We start from the raw sequence: 19462 nt of genomic DNA on the forward strand, positions 1-19462 counted from the left end.
TTTAATTCAAATCATGAGATTATGTCAAACGAAAAAGATAAGCCAAAACAAGGGCAAATTAACATAGAGTTAGACGAGAATATAGCTGACGGAATCTATTCTAATTTGGCCATTATTAACCATTCTGTTTCTGAATTTGTGGTAGATTTTGTGAGTATTATGCCTGGGGTGCCAAAAAGCAAAGTAAAATCCAGAATTATATTAACGCCTCAACATGCTAAGCGTTTATTGAAAGCTTTGGGTGAAAATGTGGCCAGATTTGAACATTCTCATGGTGAAATTAAGGATTACGAACAACCGCCAATACCTTTGAATTTTGGTCCAACGGGGCAAGCGTAAAAAAACAAAAAATGCGAGAAGTGTTTAACTTTTGAAAGGTTGTTCGAAATGTTTCAATGAACAACCTCCCATCCCATTAAATTTTGGACCAACAGGACGAGCATAAATTAAAAGCCCTTTGAAATCAATTCAAAGGGCTTTTTTGTTTAAAAACACATTTATGGTTGAATTTAGCTAGCTTGTTTCACTGCGTTCATTCTGAATTTTAAAGCTCCAGAAGGACACCTTTTGATTTGATTTATTATTTTTTCTGATTCAGTATCGTCTAAGTTAATCCAAGGAATAATCGAAAAACTAAAAACGTCAGATAATTCTTTGGCACAGATTCCTGATTGAACACATATACTAGGTTCAAACGTTACTGTAATGTCTTTGTTACTAAATTCATTGTCATCAGTATTTTTCATGGCAGTTCAATTTGGGGTTAAACTTTAATCTAAAGTCTTTAATATTATTGTTTTAATAAAATAAAATCGTCGTTTCGTTAAAATTCTGAGGTAAAATGAAACTTTAAGCTTGGGTATTTTTGTTGCGTCATTTCCAGGGAAAAATGGGAATCCGCCAAAAACACCAATTGGTTTTGTTTGTCTTTTGCCAAAAATCGTTGTTTGACCCTCATAAAATCTTTGTATTCTTCACTTTTAGAATCTTTTGGATCCACCCAACAGGCTTTATATACATTTAAATTTTCATAAGTACATTTAGCACCGTATTCGTGTTCAAGCCTGTATTGAATCACTTCGTATTGTAAAGCACCAACGGTTCCAATGACTTTTCTGCCATTAAGTTCCAAGGTAAATAACTGCGCAACCCCTTCATCCATTAATTGGTCAATGCCCTTAAATAACTGTTTCGATTTTAAAGGATCGGCATTATTAATATATCTAAAATGTTCAGGAGAAAAACTAGGAACCCCTTTATAATTAATAACTTCACCTTCGGTCAGCGTATCTCCAATTTTAAAATTCCCAGTATCATGAAGTCCCACGATGTCGCCTGCGTAGGAGATATCTACAATCTCTTTCTTTTCTGCAAAAAAAGCATTCGGACTAGAGAATTTTAATTTTTTTCCATGTCTAACGTGCAAGTAAGGTTTGTTTCTTTCAAACGTTCCAGATACGATTTTTACAAACGCTAATCTATCTCTATGGTTTGGATCCATGTTAGCATGTATTTTAAATACAAACCCAGAGAATTTATCTTCTTCGGGTGTTACTAAACGTTCCTCACTTTGTTTTGGTCTTGGTTTAGGGGCAATTTCAATAAAGCAATCCAACAATTCCCTAACACCAAAATTATTTAAAGCCGAACCAAAAAAGACGGGTTGTAATTGTCCGTTTAGGTAAGCGTCTTTATCAAACGGTGGATAAATACCTTCAACCAATTCTATTTCTTCTCGCAGTGTATTTGCCGATTTTTCACCAACGAGTTTGGTTAATTCAGGAGATTCTAAATCAGATATCTCAATAGTTTCTTCAATATTCTTTCTGCTATCACCACTAAAAAGGTTGATGTTTTTTTCCCAAATATTATAAATCCCTTTAAAGTCGTAACCCATGCCGATCGGGAAACTTAAAGGGGTCACACTCAAACCTAATTTTTGTTCCACTTCATCTAGCAAATCAAAAGCATCTTTCCCCTCTCTATCCATTTTGTTGATAAACACAATCATAGGAATATTCCGCATACGGCAAACTTCAACTAATTTTTCAGTCTGTTCCTCAACACCTTTTGCCACGTCAATCACTACAATCACACTATCAACAGCCGTTAAAGTTCTAAAAGTGTCTTCAGCAAAATCCTTATGCCCTGGTGTGTCTAGAATATTGATTTTAATACCATCATATTCAAAAGCCAAGACAGAAGTTGCAACCGAAATACCACGTTGGCGTTCAATTTCCATGAAATCGCTCGTAGCTCCTTTTTTAATTTTATTACTTTTTACAGCACCAGCTTCTTGGATTGCGCCTCCAAAAAGAAGCAATTTTTCAGTCAAAGTAGTTTTCCCAGCATCTGGATGTGAAATGATGCCAAAGGTACGTCTGCGTTGTATTTCTTTTAAAAAACTCATATGTTATATGCAAATGGGATGCAAAGATACTTTATAAATATGATTTGGGAATTTTGATTTTAGAATTTCTTGTTAAGATTGATTATATTAATGTTTTACTTGGTATTTTTGTTCTACTATGAAAGAAGAACAAGTGATCCTTGTAAACGAAAAGGACGAACAAATTGGCTTAATGCCAAAAATGGAAGCGCATGAAAAAGCATTGTTGCATCGTGCATTTTCAGTGTTTATTTTTAATGACAATAATGAATTGATGCTTCAGCAACGGGCTTTAACCAAATACCATTCGCCCGGACTTTGGACCAATACATGCTGTAGCCATCAACGTGAAGGTGAAAGCAATATTCAAGCTGGCAAAAGACGTTTATTTGAAGAAATGGGATTTGTGGTCGATTTACAAGAATCCATCTCATTTATTTATAAAGCACCTTTTGATAATGGACTGACTGAACACGAATTTGACCATATTTTGATTGGTAATTATAATGATGCACCAATTATTAATCCGGAAGAAGTTGCCAGTTGGAAATGGATGTCACTTGAAACCGTAAAAAATGATATTTTAGAAAGGCCAGGGCTTTATACTGAATGGTTTAAGATTATTTTTGATAAATTCTACGAACATATAAACATCTCTAAAAAATGAACGTAACCGTTAGTAGAAAAGCGCATTTTAATGCAGCGCATAGACTCTATAGAAAAGATTGGACTGATGAGAAAAACAGTTTAATTTTTGGAAAATGTAGCAATCCAAATTATCATGGACATAATTACGAGCTCATTGTAAGTGTTACGGGAGAAATTGATAAGGAAACGGGTTATGTAATTGATATTCAGTTTTTAAAGGATATCATAAAAGAGGAGGTGGAAGATGCTTTCGACCATAAAAACTTAAATGTAGAAGTACCTGAGTTTAAAGATTTGAATCCAACCGCTGAACATATAGCCGTTGTTATTTACAACAAGATAAAGCCAAAATTAAAACCAAATTTACACTTAGAAATTACTCTTTACGAAACACCACGTAATTTTGTAAGTTATTCTGGCAAATAGCATGCACATTGATACACTATCAAGTTTGAATCATTTTAAATAAAAAAATTCCCAAGAAGTATACTTGGGAATTTTATTTAACAAGCTGTTCTGTTTACGGTAAAATGTTTGTTCTCTTTGGGAAAATCAAAAAACGCACTAGAAATTCGTTCTTGGTAATTTGTTGCAGATTTTTCTTTTGTAACGATAATGTTTACCCAATAGCTACCCTCATTTTGTTTTACTAATTGGGCTTGTATGGTTAGTTTGTCGTTAACAAAGGCATTCTTATACATTTTGAATTTGAAATTTCCAATATCAGGAACCCCTTGTAAATAAAATTCCTTAACGGGATAAGTAGCAACTGTTTTTATTTTATCATAAAGTATATGTGGTAATAAAAAGCCATTTGCATTGCTTATATCTTTAGTTACTATAAATGATGTGTTTATATGATGTGTTTTCATGATTTTATTTTTTAAGGGTATAACAATAATGGATACAAATTGTGTTTGTGAAATATAGTATGCATGACTTTTTTACAGGCATTTACATTGAATACAAACTGAAGCTTTTGGGTAATGGAATTAAATGTTTTCATGGTTTTTAAAATTTAAATTGATATAAAATAAAAAAGGTGCTTTAAAAAAAGCACCTTGATTTGTTATAGATATAATTATATTATTAACGTTTATTCAAGATGCATATAACGGTCTTTGGTTTTAAGACATACGAACGTGTCCGACATATTCTGTTGGGAAATGCGGTTGCAAATTTGGTTATATGACATCTTACTTGAATTCATAGAAACAAATATAAAATATTTTTTTTCGAAAACAATAATCTTTTATAAGGATTTTGAATAGATTAATGTAATTTTGCGTCAAAATAAATATTTAAATATGGCAAATGTTAGAAACCTAAAGAAAGATATTAATTATGTTTTAGGTGATATTATAGAAGCAGTTTACGTTTGGGAATTCGCAAACCAAGGAAAAGACACTAAAAAAAGCGAAGCAATAATTGATGAGGCAATTGAAACTTTTGATGCTTTAATTGCTAAAATAAACGATAGTAAAGTGGTTAATAAAAAATCCCATTTTAAAGCTATTGCTAATGAGCTTGAAACTAAAGGACGTGCTTTAATCGAAAAAATTAACGCTCTAGGATAAAAATTAATGAATTCAGATTTGCAAATATGTAACTAAGAATTATATTTGCCGAGTCAAAAATTCGCCGATGTAGCTCAGTTGGCTAGAGCAGCTGATTTGTAATCAGCAGGTCGTGGGTTCGAGCCCCTCCATCGGCTCAATAAGACCTCAATCATGTAAATGGTTGGGGTTTTTTGTTGGTAGTCCTTTGGGCGAGAAGTTTATCCTGAGCATTACTGAAAAAACAAAATATATTTTGTTTTGAAAGTAGCAAACGAAGTTTGTCGAAGGGAGCTCTTCCATCGGTTCAATAAAACCTTAATCATATAAATGATTGGGGTTTTGTGTTATAAATCATTTTTTGTTTTTCCTAAACCAAGAAAAAATACCACCTTTCGGTTTTTCTTCATTGAATTCTTTGGTGTCTTTTTTGTTTCCAAACAAACGCTCAAAAAGACCGTCTTTTTTAGATGGTTCACATATTAAGGATTCCAAAACATCCTCTGAGGGGGTTTCAAATTTAGCAGAAACGATGGGTGCATATTTTGAATCTTGACTTAATAGCTGTAAGTAATTGGCGAATATGGGCAACGCCGAATTGGCTCCTTGGCCTATCGATGTATTACTGAAGCCTATTTGCTGGTTATCATTTCCAACCCATGTAATGGTGACCAATTTTGGCATGATGCCCACAAACCAACCATCTTTATTATTTTGGGTGGTTCCTGTTTTGCCTGCTAAATCGTTGTTAAAGTGGTATTGTGAACGTAGTCTTTGTGCAGTTCCACTATCGATAGTTGCTTTCATAAACTCAAGCATCACCTGTCTTGTGGTATCACTAAATGCTTTTTCTATTCGTTTTTTAGGATTTAAATCATCATAAGATGCTATTAAGTTGCCGTCTTTATCTTCAATTTTGGTAATAAATAAGGGGGTAGAGGGTATGCTGTTATTCACATAGGATGTATATGCTTTTGCCAGTTCTAAAACGCTTAGGTTTGAAGAGCCTAAAGCTATGGAAGGCACTTCTTCAATAGTGCTTTCAATACCCATCATTTTTGCTTGATTGATGACTTTTGGTATGCCTATTTCATTCAATACTTTTACCGCTATGGTGTTTACGGAGTTGCTTAATGCATATTGCAAAGAATAATTTAAATCGTCATCATGATCTCCGCCAGCGTTTGATGGTGTCCAATCTTCAACATCGGTATAAGTGATTGCTTTAATAGGGAAGTAGGTGCAGGGTTCCATACCGTTTTCTAAGGCAGCTGTATAAACAATGGGCTTAAATGTTGAGCCTACTTGGCGCTTGCTTTGCGATACATGGTCGTATTGAAAATAGCGATAATCAATACCTCCAACATAAGCTTTGATGGCTCCAGAAGAAGGGTCTAGCGAAATCATGCCTGCATTGAGAAATTTTAAATAATACTCCAAACTATCAAGTGTGGATAACTGTTTTATTTCAGTTTTGCTCCAGCTAAACAATTCTATGTCGCGTTTTTTCTTTAATTCGGCTTCAATTTCTTTTTCTGTTAAACCGGCTGCTTTTAGTTTTTTATAAGCAACCAAACGTATTTTAGCGGCTTTATAAGCCTGCTTGTTTTTAAGCCAAGGCGCATTATTGCCATAAGCTTTTTCATATTGCTTTTGTAAACCTGTCATGTGCTTTGTCATGGCAATTTCAGCATACTCTTGAAGTGTATTGTCTAAAGTTGTATAAATTTTTAAGCCATCATGAAAAATATTATAGATTTCGCCATTGGGTTTCCTAAATTTTTGTAATTGAAGAATCGTGTCTAATTGCCGTTTTATTTCAGCTCTGAAATAAGGGGCTAGCCCTTGGTTTGGGTCGTAAGAGCGATAGTCTAGAACAAGCGGTTCTTTTGAAATTTTTAAAGCTTCATCAGCATTCAAATACCCATATTTTTTCATTTGATTAATCACCACGTTCCTTCTGGTAATTGCTCTTTCTGGGTTAACCCTAGGGTTGTAATAGGTATTGGCTTTTAAAGAGCCGATAAGTGTTGCGGCTTGTGCTATGCTTATATCTTTTGTGTGCATGTTAAAGAATTTTTTCGATGCACTTTCAATCCCGTACGTATTATCAGGAAAAGGAACGGTATTGAGGTACAGGGTAAGAATGTCTTCTTTGGAATACACTTTTTCAATTCTGGTAGCGACGATGCTTTCCATAATTTTATTGATGACTATGCTTAAAAAGCCATGGTCCTTTCTTCCGAATAGATTTTTAGCCAGTTGTAATGTAATGGTACTTCCGCCTCCAGATGCATCATTGGAGAGCAATATGGTTTTTAAAAATACACGCGCTAGACTTTTGTTATCTACACCATCATGATTGTAAAATCTGATATCTTCCGTACAAATAAGGGCATTTATAAGATGTTCAGGAAAATCTTTGTAAGTGATGGATTGTCTATCAAACACGTAAAACTTACCGATTAACTCGTTGTTTGTGTCTAAAACTTCTGTGGCTTGGCTTTGCTTAAGGGTTTCCAAAGACTTAAGGGAAGGCACTTCGCCCCACATACCATAATAAATACTTCCAAAAAAGGAAACTAAAAGAAGGATTAAAAAAAAGGTGGCCGTTACAATAATTTTAAGCCATTTATTTTTTAGAAATTTTATTTTAAGCATAGCGTTGTATTATCATATTTACGATTTAAAAATGGATACAGATGCCGCCCGCTTATTGTTTTTTTATTGCTCCTCTAATTTAATTTGATCGACAAATTTTTGAAGTTCTTTCCCATATTTTGAAGCTTTAACTTTGGGAGTTAATGATTTATTGATAGTGTCCAGCAGACTGATTTTTGCATTATAGATTTCCGTTAATGCTAAATAGGGTGCTACCTCACTATCCTTATTGTTTATTGCAAAATTCACAGTATATAAATAGCGTCTTTTTAAATTGTTCTCGTAATCCTTTTGGATTTTGTTTATTTTAGAAGTGTCGCCCGCTTGTTGTGATTCTAAATCTTCCTTTATGAGATCCAGATTTTTTTCATTGAACTTTGCGGCCATAAGCTTGTACTTTTCCCAGACTTTTTGTTGCTCAGAGCCATTTATTTTTGCATCATATACAAACCTTTTCATAGAGGTATTTATTTCGGTAATGCCTTTATCTGCAAAGAATGCAATTCTATCTTCTTCACTTGAATTTTTATCCAAATACAAATAAAACATTTCAGGAGTATCTATGCTGCTATGTAATTCAAAGTCAGGAATTCCATTAATAATTACAGAATCAACAGTAACGAGTGAAGTATCTTGCTCCTTTTTAAGATAAATAGTTCCCTTTTTCAATCCTTCAATGGTGCCTTTTACAATTAAATCAGGAGTGGCTTCTTTGTTACATGAAACTACAAAAGCCAATAGTATTAATAATAGAATTTTTTTCATTTCCAACTAAATTTTAGAATCGCAAATATCTTATAATTATATTTCAAATTCTAATTGTGGCATCTTAATTTTTTTTGAGGAAATCGAATCAAAAAAGAAATTTAAACCATGTATTATTAAAGTTTGGCACGATGCTTGTTTGTATGTATTCGTTGCAATCATGTTCACAAGTTTATTGAGTGGTTACTTTAAACTTATAATCGCAACTCATATTTTTGGTTAGTTAGTTAGTTAGTTAGAGAAAAAGCACTCCTATTTAGGGGTGCTTTTTTTGTTTAAAATAATTCTAATAACTAATGTTTTATGTTTCTGGTTTGTGTATTTTATCGTTGAAATGAAATATTACAACGATAAATGTTAAAAAATGATGTATTTCATCGATTTATTGTGTTTTTTGTCGTTCATATTGAATTATATTTTTACTTTTGAAGTGTACTAAATAACATACTTTTTAGTTCAATGGATTAATTAATTAATATTTGCATTATGTTGTTGATATAGAAGCCCTAAATCGATCTTCATAATATAAAAAGCAAATAAGGAGAAACCGAGTTTGAGGGAACTCGGTTTTTTTGTGCTTATAATTCTCATATTTTATAAGTTGAGGTAGGAGTAAGCCCAATACATAAGTAAAAACTGCAAAGGAATTCTTGAAATGAGCGCCCAGGTTGGTAATCCTGCAGATGCTTTTTTGTCAGTAAGCATATAAAAATGTACTAAAAGAAACATCAGTAACATGATGATGATAAAGATAATGGCTATGTCTTTTACCGCTGGAATACATACCGATATACCTAAAATTACTTCTGCCATCCCGCTTAAATAAACCAATAATATATGTTTTGGTATATAATACGGCATAATGCGTGTATAGAATTTAGGTTTTATAAAATGATTGATTCCTGCGACCATATATAGTGCAGCCATTACGTATAAATGCCAAGGATAATTCATGTTTAAAATGTATTTTCTCTAAATTAGCATAATTTGAAATGTATATGAAACATAGAATAGCTTTTTTGTTTTTATTTATTTGTTTTAAAGTTCTTGGCCAATTACCAGAAGGATTTGTATATGTAAAAGATGTGATTCCAGATTTAGAAGTCGAATTAAGGTACTCTTCATCAAAAAATTTTGTTGGTAAAGTAATTGATGGCTATCAATCCAATAAACTTATTTTAACCGAAGCTGCTGCCAATGCCTTGAAATTGGTGCAACTGGAATTAGAGCAACAAGATATGTGTTTACTGTTGTTTGATGGGTATAGACCACAACGTGCCGTTAATCATTTTATGAAGTGGGCAGAAGATTTAAATGATACCATTAACAAAAACCAATTTTATCCTGATGTGGATAAAAAAGATTTATTTAAAGAAGATTATATCGCCTCACGTTCTGGGCATAGTAAAGGAAGTACGGTAGATGTTACCATCATCAACGCTAAAACAAAGAAGCCTTTAGATATGGGAAGCAACTATGATTTCTTCGGAAAACAATCATGGACAGATTATAAAGATATTTCCGAAGAACAAAAATCAAACAGAAAACTATTGCTAAAAATAATGACCAAACATGGTTTCGTGAATTTCTATAAAGAATGGTGGCATTTTACTTTAAAAAATGAACCTTTTCCTAATACGTATTTTGATTTTCCAGTAAAATAAAAACTTTTTATGTTTTGGGTCCTGGGTCTTAGGTCTGTAGTCTATTGTCTAGCTTCTATCCTCTAACTTCATTTCCTCGCGCATCTGCTTAATAGTTAGTGTACTTCCATCATGGCTCCATCCTGGAGGACCAAAAGCATACATGAATTTATGATACCAATTCGGACTTTGCTTCATATCCTTCCAAATGTCTTTGTATTCATGCGTTAAAATAACCAAAGGGTTATAGGAATTAGGTGGTTTGGTAACACCATATTCAATGTCAATAGTCTCGTCTAATTCTTTCCAAGTTCCAAATAGTTTGTCGAACATATTTAAAAATCCACCGTGGTTTTTATCCATATATTCCAAATTTTTAGCGTGGTGTACTTGGTGCATGGTGTGTGTATTGAATACTTTTTCAATAATTCCCATTTTCGGGACGTAAGCCGTATGTAACTGAAATTGCCAAAGTGCTTCGATGCCTAAACATACAATCACCATTTCTGGAGGAAACCCAATGGCGGGCAACCACATATAAAAGAATGGTTTATATAAAATGGTGAACCAGCCGTTTCTAACGGCCGTTCCTAGATTGAAATTGTCAGAAGAGTGATGTACAATATGTGCCGCCCATAAAAAGCGGACCATATGATTTTGCCTATGAAACCAATAATAGGTGAAATCGTCTAAAAACTGACATAAAATCCAAACATACCAAGCATAGCCAAAAGATTCCCAACCCATAATATTGGTGCGAACGCCATCAACAATAGGATTGAACAATTCATATACATAATTGAAGATGACAATAGCCGAAATCGTTTTTATTAAAGGCGCTAAAATCACCGAGCCAACGCCCATAGTCATACTAGACGCTAGATCTTTCCATTTGTAGAGGTGTTTGTGGTCGTCGTGGGATTTGCTATAAGTGAGCTCCAATAAAATAAGCCCTAAAAAGCAGGGAACACCATACACTAACGGGTTTGTAAAATCCATTTAATATCTAAATTTTAAAAACGTTGGTGTGGTTAGTAGTGTAGTGATGGTTTTTAATTTTCATCAATATAGTAATTAACTAGCGGAATTACAACCAATTTAATACCAACGTTTCTTATTTTTTTTTGAACCTTCGCTTTTACGCCCCTTTTTATGCTTGCTTTTTCCTGGGGTTTTATGGATTTCCTTTTTAGTTTTTGGGTCTAAAGGATATGGATGGTCATCAACCACATCCAATTGCATATTGATAAGTTGCTGAATGGTTGCTACATAGGTTTTTTCATCTGCCGAACATAAAGAATAGGACGTTCCTGAGTTTCCAGCTCTGGCGGTTCTACCAATTCGGTGCACATACGTTTCTGGCACATTGGGTAAATCGAAATTCACAACCGCATCTAAATTATCAATATCAATCCCACGGGCTGCTACATCGGTGGCGATTAAAATGGTGGCTTGTTTATCTTTAAATTTTTGCAAGGCTTCTTGTCGCAGATTCTGACTCTTATCACCGTGGATGCTTTCCACTTTATAGCCATTTTTAATAAGTGTTTGTTCCAATTTCTCCACACCAAATTTGGTGCGTCTAAAAATAAGAATACTGCCTTTAATAGTATTTCGTAATAAATGCAAACACAGTTCTATTTTATTGCGCTTTGGCACATAATATAATACTTGGTTGACGTTTTTTGAGGTGGACGAATTGGGTGCCACTTCCACACGTTCTGGTTCATTTAAAATGGTGTTTGCCAATTGTTCCACTTTAAAAGGGATGGTTGCCGAAAACAATAAAATTTGTTTCTCTCTGGTACACAAACGTTCTATTTTTTTAACATCGTCAATAAAACCCATATCGAGCATTAAATCCGCTTCATCCAATACCAAAATCTCCACATAATCTAGGTTTACGGTATCTTGTTTGTGCAAATCCAATAAACGTCCGGGCGTGGCAATTAAAATATCGACGCCTTTTTTAAGCACATCTTTTTGTGGCTCAATGGATGTGCCGCCGTACACCACCGTGGTTCTTAAATTGGTGTATTTACAATAGGTTTTAAAATTTTCTTCAATTTGAACCGCCAATTCGCGGGTCGGACTTATTATCAACGCTTTTATTTTTTTGCCACTTTTACTGGCATCTTGTTTATCAAATAGCAATTGCAAAATAGGTAAGGCAAACGCAGCGGTTTTTCCGGTGCCGGTTTGTGCCGAAACAATCACGTCTTTTTTAGCTAATACCAACGGAATTGTTTTTTCCTGAACCAAGGTTGGGTTATCGTAACCAGCTTCTGCAACGGCTCTTAAAATGGGTTTGTTTAATTGTAAGTCTTTAAACGACATAGTGTATTGAAATTTGCTGCAAAGATACATAAAAGTTATCGGGGTAATTTTAGTATCCTTTCATGGATATATGCTCAAACATTTTCTAATTTTACCACACATTATAATTTGCTAAAAACCCATGGTACAATACAACCCAAAAGACTGGATTACCTTTATTTTTAGATTCCATAAATCGGATACGTTTCGGAAACTGATTCCCATGATGATTTTTATTGGGCTTTATACCTATGGCGTTGGGTATTTGGAATTGGAATATTGGAACCTCTCCGAGAAAAACCATTTATCAAACATTACCGTCATGCACAGTATGTTGGGCTTTGTCATTTCCTTATTGTTGGTATTTAGAACGAATACGGCTTACGATCGCTGGTGGGAAGGCCGAAAACTATGGGGTGCGTTGGTGAACAACAGCCGAAATTTAGCCATGAAGCTAAGTGTTATGTTGAAGGAAGATCACGACAGGGCATATTTCAGGAAATTGATTCCGGGTTATGCTTCTATATTGTCCAAACATTTAACCGATAAGGAAACCAGTTTGCAATTGTTTGAAGGCATTGATTTAGACAATCATAAACACCGACCCAACCAAATTGCCACCATGATTTATCAAAAGGTGAACGATTTACATGAACAAAATAAAATTTCGGGCGACCAAATCATTACCATCAATGCCGAATTACAGTCGTTTACAGATATTTGTGGTGCTTGCGAACGAATAAAAAATACGCCCATTCCCTATTCTTACAGCGCGTTTATTAAAAAATTTATCTTTTTTTATGTGATGACCTTACCTTTTGGTTATGTGTTTAGTTTGGGATATTATGCGGTACCAGTAGTTATTTTTATTTTTTACGTATTGGCAAGTTTAGAGTTGATTGCCGAAGAAATTGAAGACCCATTTGGTTTTGATGCCAACGATTTGCCTATTGAAAAGATTTCGGCAAACATTAAAAAGCATGTGGAGGAGATTATTTAGGAATATTTATAGTTGAGGCTTTTTTGAAATTGCGCTTAAACATATTTTATATGAAAAGCAATATATTTTTATGATATTTTTCATAGAATTAATTCTGAGCAGTTATTTTATTTAACAATATTTAATTCTTGATATATAGATTTTTTAATTTTATGAAATTTATTCCAAACCTTACTATATTGCTGAATTATCGTATCATCTTTATTAATTTCTTTCATAACATAATTTGCTTTATTTAGATAGCTTATGAAATTTCCCCAATCAAAATGTTTTGAAGGACTATAACCTTTTGGGCTATTTTCATCTTGTAACCATTTTAAACGTCTTTTAGAGCCTAAATGTGTGAACCTCTTATATAATCTAGTTTCAAAAAGCGAATCAGATGGAATGTGGGCTTTTTTTGCAAAGTGTGCACCTCTCCTGAATGACCTTTTCATAGTTCTATAAAATTTTGAAAACCCAGCAGTTTTAACTTTTACCTTTGAACCATCATACATAAATCCTAAATATTCTAATTGTTTGTTAGAATTGATTGTTTCGTCTTTTACAATACCTCCTTTAAAAACTGAGTTTTCGGTTAATTCATACCTATAAATATTAGTTTTTTTTGGTTGAATTTCAAGGTTGGCTTCAATTTCAATTTCTTTTTGAATCAAATTATAAAAATGTTTTTCATCCTTTTGGGCGCAAATAATTATCAAATCATCGCTATATCTTTGATAATAAGCTTCTTTTGAATTTGAATCAACCTCAGAATATATTCGTTCATCAAAATCTAGCATATAAATATTAGCTAGTGTAGCACTAATTGGAGTTCCTTGTGGAATACCTTTTTTCTCCTTCTTATCCAGTTTTTTTCGGACGTCTCTTTTGTATGGTTTATCAACTCGTATTAAATCAGTCGCTTCTTCGAAAAATTCATCTTTATCACAAAAAGCGACAACATTTTCGTGCCGCATATTATAGATTTTACTGACTTTCTTTCGCTTAAGTATTTTGTGTGAAGTATCATTTGGTTTAAAACGTTCAACTATTAATTTATGCTGAAACCTTTTAAACAATTCGTTTTCATTAACATATTTATTATCAACCAAATTCTTGAATATTGTATAATGGTCATCAGGCAAATTTGTTGTTCCTAAAATACGTTTCCATTGTCTATGTAAAATACGATGGTCTAAATTGTCAAAAAATGAAGTTACATCTGCAACAATTATAGAAAGTTTTCGATGCTTATTTTTTTCGATGAATTCAAATGCTTCGAAAGCAAATTCGATATTTGACTTATTTCCACTTTTACCATTACCTATTGGAATTTTCCTATATGCTACAGCGACTGAACCATAAGGTTTGTCCTCTAAATATTCCTCATATGTTTTTGTAAGCAGGTGGCTGTAATAGCTATAAATGATTGAATCTAAATGTGAAGAGAAATAAATATGACGTTCTTTCTTATCACTAACTGTTCGTTTACGTTTCCCACTATCATTCTTAGGTGCATTTTCTAATGGTCTGTATTTTCTCTGACTCAAAGTTCTATGCATGAGAGGCACAAACTTGTGATTGGCAATGTTTTCTGGATTTGAAATGTAACTTTTTAACCAAGATTTGTCTTTTTGGCTAGTTAAAGGTATTCCTATGTGTGGATATTTTTTAAATTTTAGCCATTCCTCATTCATAGTTAAACATTGATTAAAAAAAGGATTAGAGTTGGTCGTGGCTTACTTATCGGTAGATACAATCCTGAAGTTGCTTTTCACTTTCGCTATTTGCAACGCCACTCATTGATAGAATAAAGTTCGTATCTTTACTAACACCATCACTTATGACAGTATCGGCAGAAATAGAAACTAAGACAGTTCATCTTACACTCCTCACAATGCAACTTGTAATAACATTGATAAAGATTTGCAAGATTGGAATCTCTCTTCACACGTCAGCCGAAGTCTGCGCGTGGAACACTAATGTGTACTTTACATAAAACGTACCTACCAGTCTTGTCCCAACTCTTAATCCTTGATCTTCAAATAATCACAAATCATACCATTTCAAAATTTATGGAAAACATAGTCTTTTTTACAAGATGCTTATGTCATTATGTCATTTCAAATGTCAGTTTCTCAGTATTTCCTAATAAAGATAAAAGTTTTAAATTCAGACTTGTTATTCTAGCATTAAATGAAATTATCAATCTAAAAATGTCAATTGATTGTTTATCGACATTTGAACGAAGACATGTCTTTACTTCTAATAAAGTTAAAAAACGTTATAATAACAACAATCCATTTTCTCGTAAAACATTCATCGGTTTTGAAAACCAAAACAATTCAAAATCTTCAAATTGGGTTTCAAAATCTTTTTTTAAGTCTGAAAAGGCAGGCAGTTGTGGGTTGTTTGGGCGTAAGGTTTCCAATGCATTTAAAAACCAAGTGCCATGATGTTTATCTAAAGTGATGGTAAAGGTGTCCGTAGTGCTATGAAACGTGGCTTGTAAGGCATAATACGTTTGCCCTTTTTTGGTTTTGGAAGTTTCGGTTACCAAAGGTGTTGAGCCCAACCAAAGTATTTTTGCCGTGGGTTTGATGTTGAAATGCACATCGGTTTCTAAACAATTATGGATATAATCAGGTTGAATCGTGGTTTTTGGGATTTTAAAATCGAACCAATCTTGCAACGGCAATTCAAAACCAATACCGTGCATATAATTAAAAAGCGATTTTTTTAAGCCGAAACTAAACTGGTTATGGTCAATGCCCGTGGTGTCTGTAAACGCAATATCATTATTGGCAAACGTAATGGGTTTGGTGTTGGGTATGATGTGGTATTCTGAAGGATTCAATCCAATCGGGCTGTGCGCTGTTAAAGCGAATTGGTGCCAAAACCCCGATTGCAACACACCAATTTCGAAGAGCTGACGCACCATTTCCAAACTATCAACCGTTTCCTGAATGGTTTGCGTGGGGTAGCCATACATTAAATAGGCGTGTACCATGATGTTGGCTTCGGTAAAATGGCGAGTGACTTGGGCGACTTGGGCGACGGTAACACCTTTATCAATAAGTGCCAACAACCTATCGGAAGCCACTTCCAGTCCGCCAGAAACTGCAATACAGCCAGAGGCTTTTAGCAGTAAACACAAATCTTTCGTGAAGTTTTTTTCAAACCGAATGTTGGTCCACCACGTCACCGTAAGTTTCCGTTTTATAATTTCCAAAGCAAGGGCTTTCATGAGGGCGGGAGGTGCGGCTTCGTCCACAAAATGGAATCCGTTTTCGCCCGTTTGCTCGATGAGTTGTTCCATGCGATCGACCAATAATTTGGCGGCAATGGGTTCGTAGATTTTAATATAATCCAACGAAATATCGCAAAACGTACACTTGCCCCAATAGCAACCGTGTGCCATGGTGAGTTTGTTCCATCGGCCATCGCTCCACAAACTGTGCATGGGGTTGGCGATTTCTATCACGGAGATGTATTTGTCTAAATGTAAATCGGAATAATCTGGCGTGCCGACTTCACTTTGTTTATAATCTGGTTTGGGGCTGTTGTTTTTATAAACGACTTGTCCATTTTCTAAAAGAAAGGTGCGTTTGAATTCTTGGTTATTTGGGTTTTCTATGTGATGGTGTAGTAATTCAATTGGTAATTCGCCATCATCCAAGGTAATAAAATCGAAAAATTCAAATACTCTCGTGTCGGTTACCGACCGTAATTCGGTATTTGGGAATCCGCCACCCATCGCAATTTTAATGTGGGGGTAGTTGGCTTTTATATGTTGGGCACAACGAAAGGCACTGTATAAATTTCCCGGAAACGGCACTGAAAAACACACCAATTTTGGTTGAATGGTTTTTAATTTTTCTTCGAGAATGTTTAAAGTAAAGGTGTCAATGTAAGTCGGTTGACTTTGTAATTGTTCGTATAATTCATCAAACGAATTGGCACTCTGTCCCAAGCGTTCGGCATAACGACTGAAACCAAAATTGTCATCGATGCATTCTACAATAAAATCGGATAAATCCTCCAGATACAAGGTTGCTAAATGTTTAGCTTTATCCTGCATGCCCATATTACCAAATGCCCAATCGAGTTCATCTAATTGGTCGAAACGGGAGGCTTGCGGTAAAAAATGGTCGGTGCAAATTTGTCTGGCAAAGGTTGATTTTTTGCCTTGCAGAAAGGCAATCACATCATCTAAAGGTTGTAAATAAGCGTCTCTTAAACTATAAATTCTTTGCGCATTTTCAGAAGTGATGCTATTGTTTTTTGACGCTAATTCAAAAAGCTCTTGAAATGTTTTTTTTGAAAACAGGTCTAAAATCACTTCAATACCCAAATCCATTTGAAATGAGCTGATGTTTTTCGTATTCAAAAAGCCTTTTAAATAGCACGTAGCAGGGTAGGGCGTGTTTAATTGCGTAAACGGAGGCGTGATGAGTAAAAGGTCTTTCAAAATGCTACGGAAAATAAATAGTCACAAAGATAGTTGAAAAGAAGCTGTGTTTGATGGCTGCTAATTTATAAACGCACGCAGCTTTTCCCTTTTTCGTAAAGGCAGCGCCTCATTTTCTATGGCAAGAGCCAAATGTTCTTGATTTTTATCTTTTGAAAACAACAAGTTATAAAACTGATGCGTTGTTAAACTGTTTTTAGCGGGTTCAATAAGCGAAACCGTATCGCTAGTTTTTACAAAACCTTCTTCCAAAACCCTAACATAAGTCCCTGGAAATCCATGATTGACAAATTGCTTGACCACTTTTTGTGAACCAAACTTCACACCCAATTTAAAACAAGGTTCTCTGGGCTGGGTGACTTGAACCAAGGCAGAACCTATTTTATAAACATCGCCAATCGTTATTTTGGTTTCGTCCAATCCGTTGATGGTTAGATTTTCGCCAAACATGCCCCAATTCCAATCTAAATCAGGATACAGATTTTTCCAATAGCCATAATGATTTTCAGAAAATAAATAACACGCTTTAAACTCACCACCGTGATATTTTCTATCGGTTACTTCATCATCTTTCACATCACTTTTTCCTAAATAAATAGGTTGTTGCGTTGGCGTTTTATAAATACCGGTAACCACTTTTTTTCCTCTAAAAAGTATGGTCGTTGGTTTAGCAATGTTGGTGGAAGTGATGTGCATGTTTTCAATATTCATTTAAAGCAGTCAGCTCCGCAATTTTACAAATCACTTCAGTAGCTTTTATCATGCTTTCTACAGGAACGTATTCATAACGTCCGTGAAAATTATGGCCGCCGGCAAATATATTCGGACAAGGTAATCCCATAAAACTGAGTTGGGAACCATCCGTGCCACCACGAATTGGTTTTATGATGGGTTTGATGCCCAATTGTTTCATGGCGTCTTCAGCAATATCAACAATATGCATCACGGGCTCTACTTTCTCTTTCATATTAAAGTATTGGTCTTTAATTTCAATACTTATAATATCTTCTTCGTATTGTGAATTAAGCTCTTCGGTCAGTTTTAGCATCATATCTTTACGTGCTTCAAAATGTCCGAAATCATGATCGCGAATAATATATTGCAATTCGGTTTCCTCAACATCGCCTTTCACAGTGTGTAAATGAAAAAAACCTTGATATTCGTCGGTATGTTCTGGTGTTTCCAAGCGCGGTAATGAATTGATGAATTCGGTAGCAATATAAAGCGAGTTAACCATTTTGCCTTTGGCATAACCTGGGTGCACACTTTTTCCTTTAACGCGTACTTTGGCGCTAGCGGCATTAAAATTCTCATATTCCAGTTCACCAATTTGGCTCCCGTCCATGGTGTAAGCCCAATCGGCTCCAAATTTTTTGACATCAAATTTATGGGCACCACGTCCTATTTCTTCATCGGGTGTAAAACCAACTTTAATAGTTCCATGCTTAACTTCGGGATGATTGATTAAATACTCCATGGCCGTCATGATTTCACAAATGCCTGCTTTATCATCGGCTCCCAAAAGCGTTGTGCCATCTGTGGTAATTAAAGTTTGCCCTTTGTAGAGATGTAAATCTTCAAAGTAATCAGGTGATAATATGATATTTTCAGCCACATTTAAAACAATATCCTTTCCATTATAATGTTCAATAATTTGAGGTTTTACCTGGGTTGCCGTAAAATCTGGAGACGTATCAAAATGGGAAATAAACCCAATAGTTGGCACATGATGGGCAACGTTGCTTGGTAAGGTTGCCATTATATAGGCGTTATCATCTATGCTGACATCTTGCATGCCAATGGCTTTTAATTCTTCCGCTAATTTATTTGCCAAATGCCATTGTTTTTCAGTGCTTGGGGTAGTTTCACTATCTGGATTTGATTGTGTATCAATAGTAACGTAACTGATGAATCTATTTATAATATGTTGTTTATCAATCATGTTTATGGATTTTGTTTGAGGTTTTTATTGGGAATACTAAAAGCAAATTATGAACTCAAAAATACTACTAATTTTCAAATGCTTCATGC

General features: G+C 34.5%; 19 protein-coding genes and 1 tRNA gene. 7 read left to right on the forward strand and 13 right to left on the reverse strand.

Going from position 1 to position 19462, the window contains the following annotated elements; genetic code table 11:
* Positions 1-21 precede the first annotated feature (21 nt).
* Positions 22-339, forward strand: coding sequence for a DUF3467 domain-containing protein (locus CDH50_RS10450; protein WP_100612222.1), 318 nt, complete (start codon positions 22-24; stop codon positions 337-339).
* 170 nt (positions 340-509) lie between these two features.
* Here the strand turns inward: CDH50_RS10450 and CDH50_RS10455 are convergent, their stop codons facing one another.
* Both CDH50_RS10455 and CDH50_RS10460 read right to left on the reverse strand, forming a co-directional pair.
* The gene (locus CDH50_RS10455) at positions 510-746 is read right to left on the reverse strand and encodes a (4Fe-4S)-binding protein (protein ID WP_100612223.1); all 237 of its coding nucleotides are present in this window, start codon (positions 744-746) and stop codon (positions 510-512) included.
* Between the two features lie 77 nt (positions 747-823).
* A complete protein-coding gene (locus tag CDH50_RS10460; protein ID WP_100612224.1) occupies positions 824-2410 on the reverse strand; it encodes a peptide chain release factor 3 in 1587 nt (528 codons plus the stop codon).
* Between the two features lie 118 nt (positions 2411-2528).
* Here CDH50_RS10460 and idi point away from each other — a divergent pair, with 118 nt between their 5' ends.
* Both idi and CDH50_RS10470 read left to right on the forward strand, forming a co-directional pair.
* Positions 2529-3056, forward strand: a complete 528-nt coding sequence (gene idi / locus CDH50_RS10465) for an isopentenyl-diphosphate Delta-isomerase (RefSeq protein ID WP_100612225.1) — start codon at positions 2529-2531, stop codon at positions 3054-3056.
* Positions 3053-3463, forward strand: coding sequence for a 6-pyruvoyl trahydropterin synthase family protein (locus CDH50_RS10470; RefSeq protein ID WP_100612226.1), 411 nt, complete (start codon positions 3053-3055; stop codon positions 3461-3463). The genes idi and CDH50_RS10470 overlap by 4 nt, the downstream gene beginning before the upstream one ends.
* A gap of 77 nt (positions 3464-3540) precedes the next feature.
* Here the strand turns inward: CDH50_RS10470 and CDH50_RS10475 are convergent, their stop codons facing one another.
* Together CDH50_RS10475 and CDH50_RS15325 are read right to left on the reverse strand one after the other, a co-directional pair.
* The gene (locus tag CDH50_RS10475) at positions 3541-3909 is read right to left on the reverse strand and encodes a hypothetical protein (protein ID WP_100612227.1); all 369 of its coding nucleotides are present in this window, start codon (positions 3907-3909) and stop codon (positions 3541-3543) included.
* 11 nt (positions 3910-3920) lie between these two features.
* Complete coding sequence (locus tag CDH50_RS15325) at positions 3921-4043, reverse strand: hypothetical protein (RefSeq protein ID WP_262496122.1); 123 nt, start codon at positions 4041-4043, stop codon at positions 3921-3923.
* A gap of 301 nt (positions 4044-4344) precedes the next feature.
* Between CDH50_RS15325 and CDH50_RS10480 the strand changes: the two genes are divergently transcribed.
* Both CDH50_RS10480 and CDH50_RS10485 read left to right on the forward strand, forming a co-directional pair.
* Positions 4345-4614 carry a hypothetical protein gene (locus CDH50_RS10480; protein ID WP_100612228.1) on the forward strand — a complete coding sequence of 90 codons (270 nt, stop codon included), beginning with the start codon at positions 4345-4347 and terminating at the stop codon, positions 4612-4614.
* A 63-nt stretch (positions 4615-4677) separates the two neighbouring features.
* Positions 4678-4751, forward strand: a tRNA-Thr gene (locus CDH50_RS10485).
* Positions 4752-4947: 196 nt separating this feature from the next.
* Here CDH50_RS10485 and CDH50_RS10490 read toward each other — a convergent pair.
* The 3 genes from CDH50_RS10490 to CDH50_RS10500 all read right to left on the reverse strand — a co-directional run bounded on the left by CDH50_RS10490 (position 4948) and on the right by CDH50_RS10500 (position 8973).
* Positions 4948-7254, reverse strand: coding sequence for a transglycosylase domain-containing protein (locus CDH50_RS10490; RefSeq protein ID WP_100612229.1), 2307 nt, complete (start codon positions 7252-7254; stop codon positions 4948-4950).
* A gap of 63 nt (positions 7255-7317) precedes the next feature.
* Positions 7318-8019 (reverse strand): DUF4369 domain-containing protein, encoded by a 702-nt coding sequence (locus CDH50_RS10495; RefSeq protein WP_100612230.1) that lies wholly within the window; start codon positions 8017-8019, stop codon positions 7318-7320.
* Between the two features lie 594 nt (positions 8020-8613).
* On the reverse strand, positions 8614-8973 hold the full coding sequence (locus CDH50_RS10500) for a DoxX family protein (protein WP_100612231.1): 360 nt from the start codon (positions 8971-8973) through the stop codon (positions 8614-8616).
* A 44-nt stretch (positions 8974-9017) separates the two neighbouring features.
* Here CDH50_RS10500 and CDH50_RS10505 point away from each other — a divergent pair, with 44 nt between their 5' ends.
* Positions 9018-9683: a M15 family metallopeptidase gene (locus CDH50_RS10505; protein ID WP_100612232.1), complete on the forward strand. Its 666-nt coding sequence runs from the start codon at positions 9018-9020 to the stop codon at positions 9681-9683.
* Between the two features lie 48 nt (positions 9684-9731).
* Here CDH50_RS10505 and CDH50_RS10510 read toward each other — a convergent pair whose 3' ends face one another.
* Together CDH50_RS10510 and CDH50_RS10515 are read right to left on the reverse strand one after the other, a co-directional pair.
* Entirely contained in the window at positions 9732-10661 is a 930-nt protein-coding gene (locus CDH50_RS10510) for a sterol desaturase family protein (RefSeq protein WP_100612233.1), read from the reverse strand.
* Positions 10662-10760: 99 nt separating this feature from the next.
* On the reverse strand, positions 10761-11999 hold the full coding sequence (locus tag CDH50_RS10515; protein ID WP_100612234.1) for a DEAD/DEAH box helicase: 1239 nt from the start codon (positions 11997-11999) through the stop codon (positions 10761-10763).
* A gap of 121 nt (positions 12000-12120) precedes the next feature.
* On the opposite strand from CDH50_RS10515, the gene CDH50_RS10520 reads away from it, so the two are divergent.
* Positions 12121-12978 (forward strand): bestrophin family protein, encoded by an 858-nt coding sequence (locus CDH50_RS10520; protein ID WP_100612235.1) that lies wholly within the window; start codon positions 12121-12123, stop codon positions 12976-12978.
* A gap of 107 nt (positions 12979-13085) precedes the next feature.
* Here the strand turns inward: CDH50_RS10520 and CDH50_RS10525 are convergent, their stop codons facing one another.
* The 4 genes from CDH50_RS10525 to pepT form a co-directional block, all read right to left on the reverse strand.
* Complete coding sequence (locus CDH50_RS10525; protein ID WP_100612236.1) at positions 13086-14657, reverse strand: reverse transcriptase domain-containing protein; 1572 nt, start codon at positions 14655-14657, stop codon at positions 13086-13088.
* Positions 14658-15244: 587 nt separating this feature from the next.
* Positions 15245-17431, reverse strand: coding sequence for a B12-binding domain-containing radical SAM protein (locus CDH50_RS10530; RefSeq protein ID WP_100612237.1), 2187 nt, complete (start codon positions 17429-17431; stop codon positions 15245-15247).
* Between the two features lie 60 nt (positions 17432-17491).
* Positions 17492-18142 (reverse strand): MOSC domain-containing protein, encoded by a 651-nt coding sequence (locus CDH50_RS10535; RefSeq protein WP_232731998.1) that lies wholly within the window; start codon positions 18140-18142, stop codon positions 17492-17494.
* Complete coding sequence (pepT, locus tag CDH50_RS10540; protein ID WP_100612238.1) at positions 18132-19373, reverse strand: peptidase T; 1242 nt, start codon at positions 19371-19373, stop codon at positions 18132-18134. The genes CDH50_RS10535 and pepT overlap by 11 nt, the downstream gene beginning before the upstream one ends.
* Between the last annotated feature and the right edge of the window lie 89 nt (positions 19374-19462).

Source organism: Confluentibacter lentus (assembly GCF_002806995.1).
In the GTDB taxonomy this organism is placed as follows: domain Bacteria; phylum Bacteroidota; class Bacteroidia; order Flavobacteriales; family Flavobacteriaceae; genus Confluentibacter; species Confluentibacter lentus.